Below are 18,548 nucleotides of genomic sequence, written 5' to 3'. Positions count from 1 at the left end.
TGAAAGCAGATGAAAAGTATAAATCTTTCATCAAATGAAACTTGTGTACTTGTTTTTCGTGGTTAGGTGAATTACCAAGACAAAACCTATGGCTAAATCAAAAGAGCAAAAAGAAAAAAAATTACAACCGCCACAGCAACAAGAAGCACCAGGGGTTGAATCAGAAATGACGCCAAAACCCAAGGCAGATGATGCCAAGTATCGGGGTAGTGGCAAGTTACAAGATAAAGTAGCATTGATTACGGGTGCAGATAGTGGTATTGGTCGTGCTGTAGCGATCGCATTTGCTAAAGAAGGTGCAGATGTGGCGATTCTTTACCTAAATGAACACGACGATGCCAAAGAAACAAAAGATTTGGTAAAAAAACAAGGACGTCGTGCAGTAACTATCGCAGGCGATATTGGCGATGAAACTTTTTGTCAGCAAGCTATACAACAAACAGTTGATGAGTTTGGCAAACTCGATATTCTGATCAACAATGCTGCCGAACAACATCCGCAAGATAGTATTGAGGAAATTACCAAAGAACAACTAGAGCGCACTTTCCGCACTAATATATTCTCGATGTTTTTCATGACTAAAGCTGCGCTCAAGCATTTAAAAGCAGGCAGTTCTATTATCAATACCACATCAGTAACAGCTTATAAAGGAAACCCACAACTCCTAGATTATTCCTCTACAAAAGGTGCGATCGTTGCTTTTACTCGCTCCTTATCACAAAATTTGGTGTCAAAAAAAATTCGCGTTAACGCTGTCGCACCAGGTCCAATTTGGACACCTTTAATTCCCTCAACTTTTCCTAAAGAGAAAGTTGAAACTTTTGGTAAACAAGTACCAATGGAACGAGCCGGACAACCAGAAGAAGTTGCTCCCAGCTATGTATTTTTAGCCTCTGATGATTCTTCTTATATGTCTGGACAAGTATTACACGTCAATGGTGGAGAAGTTATCAATGGCTAAGTAAATAGAGTTAGGAGAGACGCGATTAATGGCGTCTGTACAGGAGTTAGGAGAGACGCGATTAATGGCGTCTGTACAGGAGTTAGGAGAGGCGCCATTAATGGCGTCTGTACAGGAGTTATAAACTATATATTCTCAATTTATAACTCTTCACTCTAAACTCCTAACTCTAAATTACTACCTCTACCCTAATTGTCTTCCATTGGAGGGATGAGTCAATGGTATAAATATTGATAATCTATCTATCAGCAAACATTTAAGAAATAATAACTACGTCTATGGCATCTCCTACACCACTGCATGGCACAGAACTAGTAGATTGTGCTAGAGCAAATGCCAAGCAAGGGATTGAAACTGCTGCTCATCAATGTGGCTATGGTCAAGACCTCAACAAATTTGCACGAGAACTCAGACAAGCTTGTGAAGACATGAATTTACAAGTCAAGGAACTCAGCGGATTAATTACTGACCAGGACATGATACTGCAATTGGGTACTGGCGAAATTGTTGCTCCAGACACGGCATCAGAATTGTAAAAGTTAGTCATTTGTGCCTAAGGTTCCTCCCAATAATGCCCCTCAAGAGACAACTATCATTATTCTCGATTAGGACTTAAGCAAAACTACAGGCATTCTGGGGCAATACCCTGCGGGAAGCTAAAGCTACGTGAATTGCCTCTACCTAAAAATCATTCTTTTCAGCTAGTGTTTGCCTAAGTCCTATCGATTGTCATTAGTCGGTTTAAACCGATTTCAGCTATAAGAAAAGTAAATTTATTTCTGGGTGGGTGCTGATTTTGGTCAAGATAACTTGGTGATAAATCCTAACAATTTTTTGGTATTTGATGTTAAAAGTGTACGACGATAAGTATCAGCTGCTTTTTTAATAGCTTCGGCTTGAGTCGGATAAGGATGAATTACACTGCTTAACTTACTCAAACCAATTTTATTCACCATTGCCGTAGTCACTTCTGAAATCATCTCACCCGCATGACTGGCGACAATAGTTGCACCGAGAATTTCATCAGACCCTTTTTTATGGTGGATTTTGAGAAATCCTGACTCTTCACCATCTGCGATCGCTCGGTCTACACTATTAAAAGCTATCTTGATTGTCGTCACCTCAATACCCAATTTCTGTGCTTCGTGTTCGTACAACCCTACATGGGCAATTTCTGGGTGAGTATAAGTTACCCAAGGCATCACCAGATTACTGAGTTTCGAGCGTCCTAAGCCAAAGGGAGAAAACAGCGTATTTTTAATTACAATCCGCGCTGCGGCATCAGCCGCATGGGTAAACTTCCAGTTCATACAGATATCGCCAGCTGCATAAATTTTGGGATTCGTCGTTTGGAGATAATCATTTACCTTCACACCTTGGCGCTTGTCGTATTCTACACCCACTGCTTCTAAATTTAAACTTTCCACATTCGGCGATCGCCCCGCACCGACTAAAATTTCATCTACTGTCACCGAATCTCGATGACCATTGCCGGAAAAGTAAAGCCGTTTCCCCCCGGTGACAGTTACCACTTCTTCTAATTTGGAATTCAGTACCACGCGAATTCCTTCGCTAATCAAAACCTTTTGGAGAATTTCAGCCGCCTCAGCATCTTCTTTATTCAGAAGATGAGAACCGCTATGGAAAAGTACCACCTCACAACCCAATCGCCCGAAAGCCTGCGCCAATTCGCAACCAATGGGACCGCCACCAATCACCGCCAAACGTTCCGGTTGTTGAATCAGGGAAAAAACCGTTTCATTGGTTAGATAACCCGCCTTTTCAATTCCCGGAATTGACAGTTGTGCAGCTCTTGTGCCAGTAGCAATTACAGCTTTTTTAAACCGGAGAGTTTTATCGCCAACTTCCACGGTATTTTTACTTGCAAATCGACCGCTACCCAAAAAGACATCGACACCCAAGGATGAAAACCGTTCCGCCGAGTCATTATGGCTGATACCAGCCCTTACCCGCCGCATCCTCGCCATGACTTTGGGAAAATCAACATCAATATTATGTTGGGGAATATTAACTCCCAAGTCTTGAGCATCCCAGATTTCGCCAACAACGCGAGCAGACCGAATAATAGTTTTAGATGGTACGCAACCAACATTTAAGCAATCTCCACCCATGAGATGCTTTTCAATTAACGCTACTTTTAGACCCAAATCCAGACCCGCCACGCCAGCCGCCACCACTAATCCCGCCGTACCAGCACCAATTACTACCAAATCGTAAACATCTGCGGGTTGAGGATTAACCCAATTTGGCGGATGGACGTAAGACACCAACTTTTGGTTATACTCATCCATTGGGCGAATTGTGACTCTCTCTAAATCTGGATTGGACATTAGTTATACCTCATTTGAGAATTAAAAATGCTCAAGTCAACGCCTTTGCAAGTATTCAAAATTAAGAATCCCGATAAATTTAGGCGGCTCAATCTTTTATTTTTAATGCTTATTTAACAATGAATACAGCCTTTAAACTGTTTTGTCCGTCTGGAATTGACAGATACTATTCAAGCTTTCGTGTATAAACGTTTCAGAGGGAGCATCTCAATGAGTGTAAAAAGCCTTGTAAAACCTCACCCTAACCCTCTCTGTGGGTTCGGAGAGGGAGCAAGAATCTTGTTTATCGTCTGGTATATTTGCTTTCACTGAGATGCTCCCGGTTTCAGCAAGGGATAATTTATCTTGAGCATTTTAATTGCTATTTACCTGCTCTTCTAAAGCTTTGCGTGCAATCCGGGTTACATAAACTGTCACAGCCACTGTTGCAATCAAACCCAAGATGCGAATTGCTCATTGTAAAGTCGGGTTGGTAGGTTGAGCCTCAGTGCCAATCATGGCCAGATTACCCGCAAGGGAACCAATATAAACATACAGAATGGTTCCGGGAATCATGCCTACAGAGGCGATGAAGTAATCTTTAAGTGAAACTCCCGTAATTCCAAAAGCATAATTGAGCAAATTAAAAGGAAAGATGGGGGACAATCGCGTTAACAGGACAATTTTTAATCCTTCTCTACCAACAGCTTGGTCAATGGCAGCAAATTTTTTGTTATCTGCGATTTTACTAGCAACCCAGCCCCTTGCTAAATAACGTCCCACAAGGAAAGCAGATGTAGCGCCAAGGGTTGCACCAATGAACACGTAGAGAGAACCCCAAACTGCACCAAAAATTACACCCGCTCCCAAGGTGAGAATAGAACCTGGGAAAAAAGCGACGGTAGCGATAATGTAAAGGGCAATAAAAGCGATCGCTCCTACTGTACCAAGGCTATCAATCCACTGCAACGCATTCGCTAAAATAGCTTGAGGATTAAAAGAATTTGAATTTACAGATTTTTGTGCTAAAGCAAAGTCAGTATTTAACAAAAAAGCAAAGCTAAGTATTAGTAATATTAATACAATCAATCTAAAAAACTTCCGCAAATCTCCCGGATTAAATCGATTTGCTATAAAATGCTTGTTCATAACTTGCACGGGATGAATTTTTGACCTTTTGAGGCTCGATGTTGACCTTTTGAGGCTCGATGTTGACCTTCTGAGGCTCGATGTTGACCTTCTGAGGCTCAATGTTGACCTTCTGAGGCTCGATGTTAATATTTACACCTTAAATTTAATATCTCTAAGATATAGTACCTATAGGGACTTCCAATAAATAAATTATCCAATCTTGTGGGGTGGGCGACACGAGAGCCTTTGGCTACGGGGGCGGGCAAGATGCCCACCCCACAAGAAGTAGCTGAGTATTTTTTTATTTGTCAGTGCTACATCAGAAATAGCTTAAACCTTCTTAAATCTTTCTCGGCGATACCAGCGACAAATTCGCTGAGGTGAAATACCGAGTAAATAAGCAATAATTACTATTTGATTAAGTAGCGTAGTTTTGAATACTCCTTTTTGTAACCATCTACGGGCTGAAGTAACAACTGGTGTGGGAATAATTACAATGTGTGCGATGCTTTTTAAACGACGCATGAGTTCAAAGTCTTCCATGATGAGCAATTCGGGAAAACCACCGATTTGCTGAAATACTGCCTTTGTTAAAAAAATTGCTTGGTCGCCATAGGGCATTTGGTAAAAATGCGATCGCACATTTACTCCCCACTCCACCCATCGTAAACTTAAAAGTGATGCGTCAATCCGCAAATTAAACGCACCAGCTACAGTCCCAGGCTGTTGTAGCGCTGTGCGAATCATGTTATCAAACCCGGTCGGTAAACGAGTATCTGCATGGAGAAATAATAGAATATCACCGCTAGCAGCTACAGCACCGGCATTCATTTGAACAGCCCGACCGGGAGACGATGAGATAACTTTGATATCTAATGACTGAGCAATTTCTACTGTGCCATCTTGTGAGCCAGCATCTACGATAATTACTTCTATATCTTTACTGGGTTGAGTAGTTGCGATTGCTTCTTTAATATTCCCCGCTTCATCAAGAGTTGGAATAATAATAGAAATTCTGGCACTTCCAATATTCTGATTCATAATTGCTGAATTTACTGGTCTAAAACTACTGAGTTTTATTTTCAACCTTGTTATGAAATGAACACTCTACTGTTACTTTCAGATTGCTCTCAGGCGTGCCTTTGTTTCCTCACCGCAAACAGATTATATTCTTTAGATATAACGAAACTATCCAGTTAAAAAGCCTATGAAACAATCTTTCTTTTCTCTAGCATAGCTGCTTTCTTTTATTGAGGTGCATCAATTATTTAAAAATACTTGCTCTGTACCGTATGGAGAGGAACCCAATGACAAAGTTACTTACCCTGATGAAAATTTGATGACAACACCCAGCCCTGATGGCAAGTCTAGAAAACTTATTCGTAACGATGGCATACCCAGGGCTATTTCGTTCTAGACAGAAAATGCCCAGAACTGAAGTTCAGCAGCTCATAGCTAAAGTCCGTTAAAAGATAAATATTGATTTATGACAGCGATCGCTTACGGTATTAGTTCTCAATCAGATTAAGCGATCGTGATTACCAAAACTTGCCTTGTTTATGGAAACCAGCTTCCGCTATTGCTGTAAAATTGAAACCGTCCAAAGCCAAGAAATTGACCGTGGGATTTCTCACCCACCGGGAACGCTGTGACACCCAATAAGTAGACACCAGAAAAGCTGGGATTACTCACAGGGCGGAGGGCGATTGTAATTGTCTGTCCCGGAACTACAGGCGGATCAAAGTTCACAGAAACCGTGCGTGTCTTGGGCTCGTTTGTGACTGCGCCTAGTTTTAGTCGCGTTTCTTTGCGTAGGCATAGCCCGCCGCAGGCATCGCTTGTTCCGACAAAGGCGCGGGTATCATTAAGATTGTAGTCGATGTTTTCTACTCCCTCTTTCTGAGCGATCGTTACCTTCTGGAGGGATTCTCCAGCATTCTCCGGCAAATTAATAGTAAAATAATAAGTTCCGCCCAAAATATTCACATCTTTGTAAGTAGTTGTCGCTTTAACAAGTTTCGGCGGTTCGACAAAGTAGACAGTACCATCTCTAAGCTGCACAGCTTGAGTCCCCGTCATGGCAACTCCCCCAATGCTTATTGCTAACGAGAGTGTTATCCCAAACAAAGTTGCAAGGCGCATGATTCAAATATAAAAAAACGTACTTATTTCAATTTTAGTCCTTTGGGAATCAGTGATTTAGGAATGATAGAAGCTTGTTTTTCCCAATCAGAAGATTTCGTGTACCACCAAGCCCAAGCAATTAAAACTGCTTGAAAGGGAAGTCTGACTACGTGTAACCAAGGTGAATTTGGTATATGTTCTAGTTTAATATGATTAACCGCCATGTTGATATTGGCAGGGAAAACCGCAATAAAAAGAGCAATAAGTCCCCAAGCAGCAGCTTGACTTACAGGCGGGACTAATAACCCGATACCACCTAAAATTTCATAAAAGCCACTGAGATAAACTAATCCTAAAGGGTAAGGAAGTTGCGGCGGCACAATTTTGACAAATGGTTCTGGAATAATAAAGTGTGTTACTCCAACCACAATAATGGATATAGCAAGTACGACACGTAAAATTTCCTTATACTTATTCATGGTTTTTGCCTGATTATATACTTGTCGCCATTACTTCAGTTTGATTTATAAATGTTAATCTGCCTTGAGTCAATAGGAGGAAAAATCGATCGCCCGTTGCCACCTTTCCCACCAACTTAGATAAAATCATTATGTTGCTAGTTAACCCCAAATCTGATGAAAAGCGATGTCTGGCGGCAAACCGCTCCGCGTCTACGCTCTAATTTAGGTATCATTTGAGATTTCCCTACAGGATTTATACAACAAGGTGAAGTTTGAGCTTATGGAGTCAGAAGGCGAAAGTGCTGAAATTGTGGGATTGGGGTAAGGTGCGATGCGATCGCTGATTTCATACTTTTGTGCCATAGTATTTTAGACCTCTTTTCAAAGATTAGAAGCCTACAAGCATAAAAAAATGGGCAAAAACAAGCTGATAGCTTTTGGCTGGTATGGTGGCAAGTTCAGCCATCTTGATTGGCTTTTACCTTTATTACCAGATGCCCAGCATTACTGTGAACCATTTGGAGGTTCCGCGGCAGTTTTGCTTAATCGACATCCTTCACCAGTAGAAACGTATAATGACTTGGATGGTGAACTAGTAAACTTTTTTCGTGTACTAAGGGAGCAAAAGGAAAGTTTAATTGAACTTATTGGTCTGACTCCCTTTTCTCGTGAAGAATTCGAGATAGCAATCTCTGAACCTACCCAAAATTTATCTGATATTGAAAGAGCTAGACGATTTTTCATCAGGGCTAGACAAGTTAGAACTGGGTTAGCACAAAAGGCAAGTTCTGGTAGATGGGCACACTGTAAACTAACAAGCCGTGCAGGGATGGCTGGTGCAGTTTCCAGATGGTTAGGAAGTGTAGAAGATTTGCCTGGGATTGTTCAAAGACTTTTACGAGTTCAGATGGAGCATGACTCAGCAATTAAAGTGATTCAACGCTACGATTCTGAAGAGACTTTGTTTTATTGCGATCCTCCATATCCACATGCTTCAAGAGGCGATCGTCAAGCTTACGCTTATGAAATGACAGATGAACAACATCGTGAACTGAGTAATGTTCTTCATAACATCAAAGGCAAAGTTGCTATCTCAAGTTATCAATGCTCTCTCATGGAAGAACTTTACAGTGATTGGAAATCTATCGAAGCACCCACTAAAACTTGCCATTCTACAAAAGGATTGCGAACAGAAACCCTGTGGGTAAATTATGCGCTAGATGATATTACAAAAAATACTGTTAATAGCACTCAGACACAACAGGCAGAATCTCAATGTCAACCCCAGCAGCTATCCTTGATTTAGCTTTTGAAAGGGTTATTTCAGATTTGATACAACCAGTTATAGATGATACTGCTATCTCTAGTAATGTGGAATTTGTGTGTCGTAACCCTCAAAATCGAGCGGGTGTTCGATTGCTGTTAGCCTGTTGTTTAGCAAAATCTCATAAACCAAATCTAGATATTCGCAAACCTTATACCGAAATTGGTAGTTTAGACTGTTATTCTGGCCGGACATACGATGAAGCATATATCACGAGCTTTATTAATAAACACGAATTACCATGTAACCCAACAACGGCTTTCCTCACTCCGGCACTTCGTAATAGAAATATTTTTCTTACACCAGAACTTAATTTAGTCGGCAAACCTCCAATTCTTTACAAAACTGTACTTTCCCTGCTTGATGACGTTTATTCAGGTAGAGTCTTAGCTGAAGATATGCTTGCCGAAACTATCAGATATCTTTTAATCGTTAAAAACGAAAAGCGTCAACGTATTGCTAGTCTGCTGGCAGATTTGAGAACAGTTGAAGGTGGGATTCCGCTCTCTACTGAAGCAATTGTCAAGTTGATTGAGCAGCACTTGAACTGTCGTAATTCTAGTCGCTTGCCTGTCCTAATTGTAGCTGCTGCTTACCAAGCGGCTTCAGCTTATTTGGGACAAAGCCATCTAACTCTTGCAAGCCATAATGCTGCTGATGAGCAAACAGGGGCACTTGGAGATGTAGAAATTATACTTCTCAACGAAGAGAATGTAATCACTAGCTATGAAATGAAAATGAAAAAGGTTACGGTGGATGATATTAACCGTGCCATCCAGAAAATTAGAAATTCTCGTCAAAATATTGACAACTACATCTTTATAACTACAGAGTTGATTGATCAATCTGTTCAAGAATATGCTTCAGGCATTTATGAACAAATAGGTGGAATTGAAGTTGTAGTTTTGGATTGTATCAGTTTTATTCGTCATTTTCTACATCTTTTCCATAGATTACGAATGGTTTTTTTGGAGGCATATCAACAATTAGTACTCGATGAACCTGATAGTGCTGTTAGCCAACCTTTAAAAGAGGCATTTCTCGCACTACGCCAAGCCGCCGAAAGTAGCAAAGAGGAGTTAGAAGAATGAATGTCTATTTATTATTACAGACGTTAGCGATCGCTCATTATTCTTCCTCTATTTCTCCTAGTTGTTTCAAAACACGATTCACTTCGGTTTGGATCCGTTTAACCCAAGAATGCGGGCACAAAATTTTACTGAGGCGCGGTGATAATTGTTGCAAGTCACCCCATTCACCATTGCTGGGCAGCTTGTTTAACTATCTCCACAAGCCTCAGCACGGTTGGGGATGTCTCGTTTTTTCGCCAAATCATTGCGATCGCTACTTTTTGGGTAGGTTCTTGTAACGTTTTATAAACTACCCCAATCCGTTGTAGATTTTGCAAAGATGCCGGCACGATCGCAACGCCCATCTCAGCTGCTACTAGGCTGACAATCGTTTGCATCTGGATAGCTTCTTGAACAACGTTGGGACTAAAACCTGCTTGCTGGCAGAGACTGATGATTAAATCGTAAAGTCCTGGTGCTAATATCCTGGGAAATAAAATAAATGGTTCATTGGCAAGCGATGTTAAACATACATAAGATTGACTCGCTAGTAAATGTGTTTCAGGTAGTGCCACCATCAGCGGCTCTTGAAAAATTGTTTCGCAACTAAATCTATTTTCTTCAACAGGTGGACGCAGAAATCCCACATCCATTCGACTTTCTCGCAACCACTTTAACTGTTGATCTGTAGTCAGTTCATGCAACTCAATGCTCACACCAGGAACTGAACTACGAAAGGTTCGCAGAATAATAGGCAAAATATTATACGCCGCAGAACTGACAAAGCCGACCACTAACTGTCCAATTTCGCCCCGACTGGTTTGCTGTCCTATTTGGATTGCCTGTTGTAATTGCCTCAGAATTTGCTGAACTTCACCGAGAAACACTTGCCCCGCTTCTGTTAACTGTACATTTCGTTTCGTGCGGTGAAACAGTTCAAAACCCAATTCCTTCTCTAGCTGACGAATTTGTTGACTTAGGGGAGGTTGGGCAATGTGCAATCGTTCTGCTGCCCTTCCAAAGTGTAGTTCCTCTGCCAAGGTGACAAAGTAGCGCAAGTGTCGTAGTTCCATCTGTTGTCTGAATTAATATCTTTAAAATATTAGTTAAGGTGAAAATATATATTGGACATAATTAAAAATCTTTTTTATTGTGATGAATAGGCGGTGATCAACCTCAGAGACATGGTTGATCGCTGGCAAGCCAACAATCTAGACTTTTACAATTATGCATAATATTTCCATACCCAATAATTGGGATGCTGCCCTTTACGAAGATAAACACGCCTTTGTCTGGCAGTATGGTGACGACTTACTAAAATTCCTCAACCCTAAACCAGGAGAATCCATTTTGGATCTTGGCTGTGGTACTGGACAACTCACTGAAAAAATTGCCCAAGCTGGTGCTGAAGTAATGGGAGTTGATCATGCACCCACGATGATCGAAAAGGCCAGACAAAACTATCCCCATATCCGCTTTGATGTTGCTGATGCTACAAACTTTCAAGTAGATAAGCCATTGGATGCAGTGTTTTCCAACGCTGTACTACATTGGGTGAAAGAAGCAGATAGTGCGATCGCTTCCATACATCAATCCCTAAAACCAGGGGGACGTTTTGTGGCAGAATTTGGTGGTAAGGGAAATGTGCAGGCGATCGCCACAGCTTTAGAAAGCGCCTTAGAAGCATTTAATATTTCTGCACAAGCCCGAAATCCTTGGTATTTTCCTAGCATTGGTGAATACGCCACTCTGCTAGAACAGCAGGGCTTTGATGTCATTCATGCCATGCTTTTTGCTCGTCCAACTCCTTTAGCAGAGGGAGAAGCAGGTATGGCAAACTGGATTCAGATGTTCGCCAGCAGTTTTTTAACAGGACTTTCTAGTGAGCAACAAATACAAGTAATTCGCCTCATCGAAGAATATCTGAAGCCAACACTGTATCAACAAGGAACTTGGACAGCAGATTATCGAATGATTCGCATCGTTGCAATTAAACTTTAGAAAGAACCTGCACGAGTAGACTTGATCGTGAATCAGCAAATTTGGAGCTTACTAGAGCATATAGATCGCTACGACTTCCAGTCGCCAGGGCTTGGTGCAAGAGATGAGTCAACCCAAGGCACATGGTTGATTTTCCGATAATCAACATTCTGTAATTTCACCACTTATGAACAATCTTTCAATACCTAATAATAATTGGGACACTTCCCTTTACGAAGATAAACACGCCTTTGTCTGGCAGTATGGTGGCGACTTACTAAAATTCCTCAACCCTCAGCCAGGAGAATCCATTTTGGATCTCGGCTGTGGTACTGGACAACTCACAGAAAAAATTGCCCAAGCTGGAGTCAAAGTCATGGGAGTTGATCATGCACCCACGATGATCGAAAAGGCCAGACAAAACTATCCCCATATCCGCTTTGATGTTGCTGATGCTACAAACTTTCAAGTAGATAAGCCATTGGATGCAGTGTTTTCCAACGCTGTACTACATTGGGTGAAAGAAGCAGATAGTGCGATCGCTTCCATACATCAATCCCTAAAACCAGGGGGACGTTTTGTGGCAGAATTTGGTGGTAAGGGAAATGTGCAGGCGATCGCCACAGCTTTAGAAAGCGCCTTAGAAGCATTTAATATTTCTGCACAAGCCCGAAATCCTTGGTATTTTCCTAGCATTGGTGAATACGCCACTCTGCTAGAACAGCAGGGCTTTGATGTCATTCATGCCATGCTTTTTGCTCGTCCAACTCCTTTAGCAGAGGGAGAAGCAGGTATGGCAAACTGGATTCAGATGTTCGCCAGCAGTTTTTTAACAGGACTTTCTAGTGAGCAACAAATACAAGTAATTCGCGCCGTCGAGGAATATCTGAAGCCAAGGCTGTATCAACAAGGAACTTGGACAGCAGACTATCGAAGAATTCGTATAGTTGCCATAAAACTTTAAATTGTGCGAATTTTTACTTGTGCCTTAATTAGGAATTAGTATCAGTTATGTATATACTCAAATTGTGCGAGCGCCAGACATCGTTTTTATTACTACTAACCATTAGCCTCACCGCTTTAGTAGTCCCGCCCTCACTAGCGGAAACCCCCCCAATACCATCGCCTTCTAGTGCCCCTCTGGAACTAGACTTATTGACCAAGCCAAAAGACTATGTAATCACAGCTAACACCATAAACCCAGAACGATTAACCGTTCCCAGTTTATGGTGGGCACAACAAAACTCTGAGAAAAAGCTATTGGATAATTGGATAGCATATCCAGCTTCTGACAAAGAACCTGCACGGGTAGACTTGATCGTGAATCAGCAAATTTGGAGCTTACTAGAGTATGTAGAGCGCTACGACTTTGTAAATCGCTTGGGTAGCGCCGCACGGAACTTTGGTTACAATGTCCGGGTATTTAATTATCAAAAAGAACCCTTGGCAACCTACACTTGCAACTTTAGTACAAGTCCAGCTTCATGCAGTATCCAAACGACTGTTAAGAACAAGATAGGGTTACAGCCTTCTTTGTAGGAAAGGGAGTGGGGAGTGGGGGGGGAGATGAGGGAGATGAGTCAACGAATGCCCAATGCCCAATCAAGAGGAAGTTAGGGCATGTTTTTTCAATTCGTCTAGGGAAACCACTTCTAAAGCTCTAGCATGGGTTGCTGAAAGGATGACGGGTGGAGCAACGCCAGCATCGAGAGCTTCTTGCCAGCGAGAAGCACACAAACACCAGCGATCGCCAGCCTTCAGTCCAGGAAAATTAAAATCAGGAACAGGTGTGCTGAGGTCGTTCCCCCGCGATTTGGTGAACTCTAGGAATTCTGATGTTACTTCGGCGCAGATGACGTGCGATCCGAAATCCTGACCACCTGTGCGACAAAAACCGTCGCGGTAAAACCCACTCATGGGTGAAGTACAGCAAACCTCTAGGTTTCCGTCGATTACGTTTTTAGCGTCTGTCATTGTTAATTCGTTGTACTTGATTTTTCCACTTCGATATAAGCCTATATTGACACTTTCTTAGTTAAATTAAAATCGCTATCCCTTATTAAGTAGGGAATTCTAGAATCACTACTCATACCAAGTTGCAATAACTATTTTTATACTTTACAGAATCGAAAGTTACAAGCGATTTTATTGTTAATGTTTTAGAAGATTTTTGGTTAGGAGTGAGACGGTATTCAAAGCTTACATGACCGTGTTTGACAAGTTCGGTTTTGGGCTGAGAGTGCGATGCCCTTCTCGAAGAGAAGCCATCGCTTTTACATCACCAGAATTTATCCATTCGAGTCATTCATGGGTGTTATACCCTTTCACTTTAATAATCATACAAATACGTTGGTAGGGGCACAGCAATGCTGTGCCCCTACGAGAAATCTATATGTATCAGGGTTTGTGTGAAATGGTGTTAACGGTAAGCCCGTTATTGAATACCAAGTGCGGGAATAGACACTCCCCGCCCTCTAAAGAGACGGAGATTCTTGAATCCAAGACATGACTGCTCAAAAGTTTATAGAATAGACCTCTTGCAAATAGTCCCTAACATCCCACCCCCAGCCCCTAAAAGCAGGCGGGGTGGGGTTCTTTTGTTGATTTATGCAAGAAGTCTAATAATTTCCTTCCGCTGACATGAACTTTCAGTTACCCTGAATAGGGTGTATTTAAATCTGTAACAAATATTTATGCCTCCTCGTTGGCCTCGCAAACCCGATCGCAAAGACCCAGATTACCGCAAGATCGATGACCGGATGAATTTTGCTGTGCATGTGGCGATCGCTGCTAGTATTAATTCTGGCTTTTGGTTTTTTCACATCTTAAAAAACACTACCTGGGAGTGGCTGCCGTGGTTGACTGCAAGTTGGACAGGAATATTGTTGGTGCATCTGATTTATATTAGTGCGATCGCTAACTATAGCGATCCATCTAAATCCACCTGAAGACGGACTGCTGATGCTGGGGCAATTGTAACCTGTGGTAGTAGAATCAGCCTGTTAAGTGAGCAATAATGTAAAAAAGCCTGGATTTCTCGCTCTTTCTGAATGTAGGGTTACTTTTATGGCAAAGACTAACACCACAGAACTACTGGAAGCCCTAGCAGCTGAAATTGGCGAAAATGTCTACATTGACATTGCAAAATGGCATCTTTATTTATCTAATGCCAAACTGCATACCCTTGTTGCTGAACAGTTGTATCCCTTAATTACTTCCAACACTGTAAATGAAGACCAAGTTATAAAAGTCTTGGAATCAATTCCAATAAAAATTGGTGGCGGGAGAAGGGAACTTCCTTTAATCGATTTACTACCACTGCAATGCCAGGTCAACTTAGTAGATATTTTGGAAAAATATCAACGCGAAATCTAATCGCTAAAACTAAGATTATTTATTTTAGTTGGACAATGTTTTAGTTAGTATTTCCTGATTAGATTTAAGATACTGAATTGGGGATTTATTTGCTACTTCAATTTTATAAAAACGAAAACTCCAGATACACATAGATGAATCTCGTACAATTTATGTGTACATCGGAGAAAAAATTCCTTTAACAATTAAGGAATCTCGGCCTTCTAAATCGGTTGAGATGTTAGCGAGTTTATATTCAGACTTGCTTTAAACTTTCATGCAAACTTATTGAGGCAATTTACATGCTTTTACAAATCAAAGATACTGGCGCATTGGTCAAAATTGTTGAAATTCAGGAATTACTTGACCCAAATAGTGATGTTGTTCACGCAAAAGACCAAGAAGGTCAAGAAGAACAGCAACCTGAAACGTTTAAAAAAGAAAATCTCGTTTTTCCTTCAGGTGAAGTTCTACCACGCTGTTGGTTAGATGCCGACTATAGACACGACAACGCTTAATGATTTTGAAATCAGGTAATTGGTAATGGTGGTAAAGTGATTATCCATTATTAATTTACCTAACAAGAGCAACAAGTTGTAGAGTAGCACATCTGTGCTACTCTACTATTATTAGGACTTACGCAAAACTATACGCCCACCGGGGCAATTCATGTAGCTTTAGCTGACCGCAGGGTATTGCCCCTACCTACAAATCAGGGTTTTAGCTATTGTTTGCGTAAGTCCTGTATTATGTTCCAGATGATGCAGCTTTTTCTGCTACCGTCGCCGTTTCATTCTGCTGAAACTTCGGGAAAAATGTCTTAGCAATCCAGTCAGTCAAGATGTGAGACAGTAATCCTAAAGGCCCAGCAAACAAAGACAAAGCCAGAGAGTGAATTGTCCAAATACCTGTTTTTTGCCCTTCCCAATAAATCCAGCGGCCGACGAATAAATCCATTACCAAAAAATGAATCCAACCTGTTGCAGCAGCTGTTTCATCTGCAAAAAATCGCGCAATATTCAGCTAATTTTGGATTCGATAAAGCTTGGGCATTTTCTGGGGTAATGCTGTTGATAAACAAATACAAATACGCCCCTGCTAACAGCACAAAAGGCAAATATGACTCCATGATTCGCCGTGTCACTTTCCAATTTGGCAACAAAATCATCAACGCCCAAAATGGCAACACAAAAAGATTGGCAACGTTAAATAGTTGAGAGTTCGTCATACTTTTGTCAAGTTATCAGTTATCAGTTAGGAGTGAAAAGAAAGAAGTTAGGAATGAAGAGTAATAAAGTAGGAGTTTTAAGTTATTAGCATTATTTTTTCAATTAAGTAGTTATTAAGAACTCATAACTCCTGTACAGACGCGATTAATCGCGTCTCTCCTAACTCCCAACTTATAAGGCTACAAGTTGTGATTCAATTTCTGAGGACTTCAAATCACGGCCGATGAAAACTAAGCGCGTTTGTCTGGCCTCGTCTGGTTTCCAGGGGCGATCATAAAATTTATCAAATCGGGTTCCCACGCCTTGCATCACTAAGCGCATGGATTTATTTGGCACTGCCACAAAGCCTTTAATCCGGTAAATTTCTTGTTCTTGTGCTAATTTCTCCAACTGCTGTTGCAGCTTTTCTGGGTCAAAGGTACGATCCAAAATTAAATTAGCTGAGGTAATTTCTTCGTCGTGATTGTGGTCTTCTTCCGTATCGTGATGACTAGGACGGCTATCTAAGTTGTCTTCAACTGCGGCTTGGAATCCTAATAATATAGATGCATCAAGTTGAGAACCATCACTCTCGACAATCTTCACCACTCTGGGCAACTCTTGCTTAATCAATTCCTCAACTCTGGCTTTTGTCTCGGCATCTACCAAATCAATTTTATTCAACACCACCAAGTCTGCACAAGCAAGTTGGTCTTCAAACAGTTCTTGCAAAGGTGTTTCATGTTCTAGACTATCATCTGCTTGGCGCTGGGCTGCGATCGCCTCTAGATCACTAGCAAATGTCCCTGCCGCAACCGCCGCACAATCTACGACAGTAATCACAGCATCCACAGTGGCGGCGTTGCGAATTTCCTGCCAGCGAAAAGCCTTCACCAGTGGTTTTGGCAAGGCTAAACCAGAGGTTTCAATCAAAATGCAGTCGATGCTATCTCGCCGCTTGATTAACTCTTGCATCATCGGGTAAAATTCTTCTTGCACGGTGCAGCATAAGCAGCCGTTAGTTAATTCAAAGATATTACTGTCGCCCTCACCATCTTCAGGGCAAACTTGACAGGATTTTAATAATTCGCCATCAATACCGAGTTCGCCAAATTCGTTGACTATAACGGCAATGCGACGCCCTTGGTTGTTTTGTAGCAGGTGGCGAATTAGGCTGGTTTTTCCACTACCTAAGAAGCCTGTGATTACTGTGACAGGAATTTTCGTAGCCATATTTTTGCCTGATTTCCTCAGTATGGTAAGTTTCAAGGGTTACAAACTTAAATACTGAGATTAAGCTTGGTTTGAAGATTGACTTAGTTATTTTACAGCTATTTTCAGGTAAATAGACTCGCTATTTAGGGGCACAGCAAATAGCCTATTTAGTCAGAACTTGCTTGACCGAGGTTAGTGATGGACGACTGTGGACGAGAGAAGAGGGGCAAAATTTAACCCATCCGTGATCAGATAGGTAATGCTGAATTATGCCTACATTGCATCCACCAATTCCAAACGTATCCGTTTACCAACCACTCTAGCAGCACGAGCAATGGTGTCTAAGGATACAGATGAGTTATTGGGGTCTAACAGCCGATCAAGAGATGATCTGCTAGTTTTCATCTCTTTTGCCATTGCTGCCTTATTCAACTTTTTTTCTTCCATTGCTTTGCTAATCTGCCATGCAATAACACGTTTAGCAGCAATCAGGTTAATTTCTTCAAGTGTCCCTTCTTCTTCAAGAAGGTCATCAAGAGACGAACCAACATAAAGATTTTTGCTCATCTTTGCGCCTCCAGTTTTTGCTTGGGTTCTAAGGCTAACTCTAATTCTTTTTGTGGAGTTTTCTGAGTTTTTTTGATAAACCCATTGAGAAGAATCATTTTAATTTTCGATCTTCTTTGTGTAAGTCCTTTAACCAATCACGAACAGGTTCTGTACCATTTTCGTTTTGATATAACTGTGCAGGAATGCGTTTTTCTTCCATTTATATCAAATTTCTCTAAAAATACATAAACCTGCAAAAGCACATATTGTAAGCTTTATAGAGTTATGTTTAATTAGATAAATTTGACATAACATTACTTTTGTACCTTTTTTGGTACGAATAGTCAATAGTAGACATAAAGTTACTTTTCACCCATTTACTCTAAGGGCGATCGCCCCAATCCTTCAATCCCCCAATCCCTAACACCCAATGCGGTCAAGCCAGGGTTGATGCAGTCAGCAGTGGTACTCATTGGCCTACCTCAGATAAACCCATAAGTGCATTCGCCCTCTTCAACTCTGCTATTAAGTTGAAAATTTATGCAAAACCTCAAAATATTGGTGCTAACTCTTAAACATAATTGAGGGGCAATCTCCCCATGCTTGCTTTCATGAATCAAAAGCAGTCACAAGGCTATTACCCCTAAGTATTTTATTTTGAGCGTTTTTAACGTAGACGTCGCCCAATCTAGGCATCGCTCTTTCTCCAGAAATACCTATGAATTATCCTTCATCAGGCTGTCTGGATTTATGACTCCACACACCATACTCCGCAATCTCAACAGAGTTACTCAGCAGTTGCCAGTTCAGTACTACCGCGTGTACGACGCCGTGTGAGGCT

Annotated in this window: 20 protein-coding genes and 2 pseudogenes; 10 read left to right on the top strand and 12 right to left on the bottom strand. The window is 41.3% G+C overall.

Features of this window, described 5'->3' with window-relative positions; all coding sequences use genetic code 11:
* The first annotated feature begins 88 nt into the window (after positions 1-88).
* Entirely contained in the window at positions 89-961 is an 873-nt protein-coding gene (locus ACYTXL_RS09540) for an SDR family oxidoreductase (protein ID WP_335238838.1), read from the top strand.
* Positions 962-1,239: 278 nt separating this feature from the next.
* Positions 1,240-1,497 carry a hypothetical protein gene (locus tag ACYTXL_RS09535; protein WP_292804979.1) on the top strand — a complete coding sequence of 86 codons (258 nt, stop codon included), beginning with the start codon at positions 1,240-1,242 and terminating at the stop codon, positions 1,495-1,497.
* Between the two features lie 264 nt (positions 1,498-1,761).
* Here the strand turns inward: ACYTXL_RS09535 and ACYTXL_RS09530 are convergent, their stop codons facing one another.
* The 6 genes and pseudogenes from ACYTXL_RS09530 to ACYTXL_RS09505 all read right to left on the bottom strand — a co-directional run bounded on the left by ACYTXL_RS09530 (position 1,762) and on the right by ACYTXL_RS09505 (position 7,370).
* A complete protein-coding gene (locus tag ACYTXL_RS09530) occupies positions 1,762-3,312 on the bottom strand; it encodes a mercuric reductase (RefSeq protein WP_461924518.1) in 1,551 nt (516 codons plus the stop codon).
* Between the two features lie 354 nt (positions 3,313-3,666).
* Positions 3,667-4,440 (bottom strand): annotated as a pseudogene (locus ACYTXL_RS09525) (TVP38/TMEM64 family protein).
* 312 nt (positions 4,441-4,752) lie between these two features.
* A complete protein-coding gene (locus tag ACYTXL_RS09520; RefSeq protein ID WP_461924517.1) occupies positions 4,753-5,463 on the bottom strand; it encodes a TIGR04283 family arsenosugar biosynthesis glycosyltransferase in 711 nt (236 codons plus the stop codon).
* 516 nt (positions 5,464-5,979) lie between these two features.
* The gene (locus ACYTXL_RS09515; RefSeq protein WP_461924516.1) at positions 5,980-6,564 is read right to left on the bottom strand and encodes a DUF2808 domain-containing protein; all 585 of its coding nucleotides are present in this window, start codon (positions 6,562-6,564) and stop codon (positions 5,980-5,982) included.
* A 23-nt stretch (positions 6,565-6,587) separates the two neighbouring features.
* Positions 6,588-7,025 (bottom strand): DoxX family protein, encoded by a 438-nt coding sequence (locus ACYTXL_RS09510; RefSeq protein ID WP_334791848.1) that lies wholly within the window; start codon positions 7,023-7,025, stop codon positions 6,588-6,590.
* Between the two features lie 204 nt (positions 7,026-7,229).
* On the bottom strand, positions 7,230-7,370 hold the full coding sequence (locus tag ACYTXL_RS09505; protein ID WP_461924515.1) for a hypothetical protein: 141 nt from the start codon (positions 7,368-7,370) through the stop codon (positions 7,230-7,232).
* A 49-nt stretch (positions 7,371-7,419) separates the two neighbouring features.
* Here ACYTXL_RS09505 and ACYTXL_RS09500 point away from each other — a divergent pair, with 49 nt between their 5' ends.
* Positions 7,420-8,313 (top strand): DNA adenine methylase, encoded by an 894-nt coding sequence (locus ACYTXL_RS09500; protein WP_461924514.1) that lies wholly within the window; start codon positions 7,420-7,422, stop codon positions 8,311-8,313.
* Entirely contained in the window at positions 8,283-9,422 is a 1,140-nt protein-coding gene (locus ACYTXL_RS09495; protein ID WP_461924513.1) for a DNA methyltransferase, read from the top strand. Before ACYTXL_RS09500 ends, ACYTXL_RS09495 begins: the two co-directional genes overlap by 31 nt.
* A 164-nt stretch (positions 9,423-9,586) precedes the next feature.
* On the opposite strand, the gene ACYTXL_RS09490 is transcribed toward ACYTXL_RS09495, so the two are convergent.
* The gene (locus ACYTXL_RS09490; protein ID WP_461924512.1) at positions 9,587-10,474 is read right to left on the bottom strand and encodes a LysR family transcriptional regulator; all 888 of its coding nucleotides are present in this window, start codon (positions 10,472-10,474) and stop codon (positions 9,587-9,589) included.
* A gap of 154 nt (positions 10,475-10,628) precedes the next feature.
* On the opposite strand from ACYTXL_RS09490, the gene ACYTXL_RS09485 reads away from it, so the two are divergent.
* From ACYTXL_RS09485 to ACYTXL_RS09475, 3 genes are all read left to right on the top strand, one after another.
* Entirely contained in the window at positions 10,629-11,402 is a 774-nt protein-coding gene (locus ACYTXL_RS09485) for a methyltransferase domain-containing protein (RefSeq protein ID WP_461924511.1), read from the top strand.
* A gap of 166 nt (positions 11,403-11,568) precedes the next feature.
* Positions 11,569-12,345, top strand: a complete 777-nt coding sequence (locus ACYTXL_RS09480) for a class I SAM-dependent methyltransferase (RefSeq protein ID WP_461924510.1) — start codon at positions 11,569-11,571, stop codon at positions 12,343-12,345.
* A 47-nt stretch (positions 12,346-12,392) separates the two neighbouring features.
* Complete coding sequence (locus ACYTXL_RS09475; protein WP_461924509.1) at positions 12,393-12,920, top strand: hypothetical protein; 528 nt, start codon at positions 12,393-12,395, stop codon at positions 12,918-12,920.
* Between the two features lie 63 nt (positions 12,921-12,983).
* Here the strand turns inward: ACYTXL_RS09475 and ACYTXL_RS09470 are convergent, their stop codons facing one another.
* Positions 12,984-13,355, bottom strand: a complete 372-nt coding sequence (locus tag ACYTXL_RS09470; RefSeq protein ID WP_461924508.1) for a DUF2237 family protein — start codon at positions 13,353-13,355, stop codon at positions 12,984-12,986.
* 719 nt (positions 13,356-14,074) lie between these two features.
* On the opposite strand from ACYTXL_RS09470, the gene ACYTXL_RS09465 reads away from it, so the two are divergent.
* From ACYTXL_RS09465 to ACYTXL_RS09455, 3 genes are all read left to right on the top strand, one after another.
* The gene (locus ACYTXL_RS09465; RefSeq protein WP_461924507.1) at positions 14,075-14,329 is read left to right on the top strand and encodes a hypothetical protein; all 255 of its coding nucleotides are present in this window, start codon (positions 14,075-14,077) and stop codon (positions 14,327-14,329) included.
* 118 nt (positions 14,330-14,447) lie between these two features.
* Entirely contained in the window at positions 14,448-14,756 is a 309-nt protein-coding gene (locus ACYTXL_RS09460) for a DUF3181 family protein (protein WP_461924506.1), read from the top strand.
* Between the two features lie 281 nt (positions 14,757-15,037).
* Positions 15,038-15,253: an acetyltransferase gene (locus tag ACYTXL_RS09455; protein WP_292804929.1), complete on the top strand. Its 216-nt coding sequence runs from the start codon at positions 15,038-15,040 to the stop codon at positions 15,251-15,253.
* 229 nt (positions 15,254-15,482) lie between these two features.
* Here ACYTXL_RS09455 and ACYTXL_RS09450 read toward each other — a convergent pair.
* The 4 genes and pseudogenes from ACYTXL_RS09450 to ACYTXL_RS09435 form a co-directional block, all read right to left on the bottom strand.
* A pseudogene (locus tag ACYTXL_RS09450) lies at positions 15,483-15,963 on the bottom strand (ABA4-like family protein).
* Between the two features lie 172 nt (positions 15,964-16,135).
* Positions 16,136-17,176, bottom strand: coding sequence for a cobalamin biosynthesis protein CobW (gene cobW, locus ACYTXL_RS09445; protein WP_461924505.1), 1,041 nt, complete (start codon positions 17,174-17,176; stop codon positions 16,136-16,138).
* A 255-nt stretch (positions 17,177-17,431) separates the two neighbouring features.
* Positions 17,432-17,725, bottom strand: coding sequence for a helix-turn-helix domain-containing protein (locus tag ACYTXL_RS09440; protein WP_461924504.1), 294 nt, complete (start codon positions 17,723-17,725; stop codon positions 17,432-17,434).
* Positions 17,722-17,823: a type II toxin-antitoxin system RelE/ParE family toxin gene (locus ACYTXL_RS09435; RefSeq protein WP_461924503.1), complete on the bottom strand. Its 102-nt coding sequence runs from the start codon at positions 17,821-17,823 to the stop codon at positions 17,722-17,724. Before ACYTXL_RS09435 ends, ACYTXL_RS09440 begins: the two co-directional genes overlap by 4 nt.
* Positions 17,824-18,548: the final 725 nt, after the last annotated feature.

It is taken from the genome of Nostoc sp. (assembly GCF_054880495.1).
The sequence above is the reverse complement of the archived record's forward strand: the minus strand, read 5'-3'. Positions and strand labels throughout refer to the sequence as shown.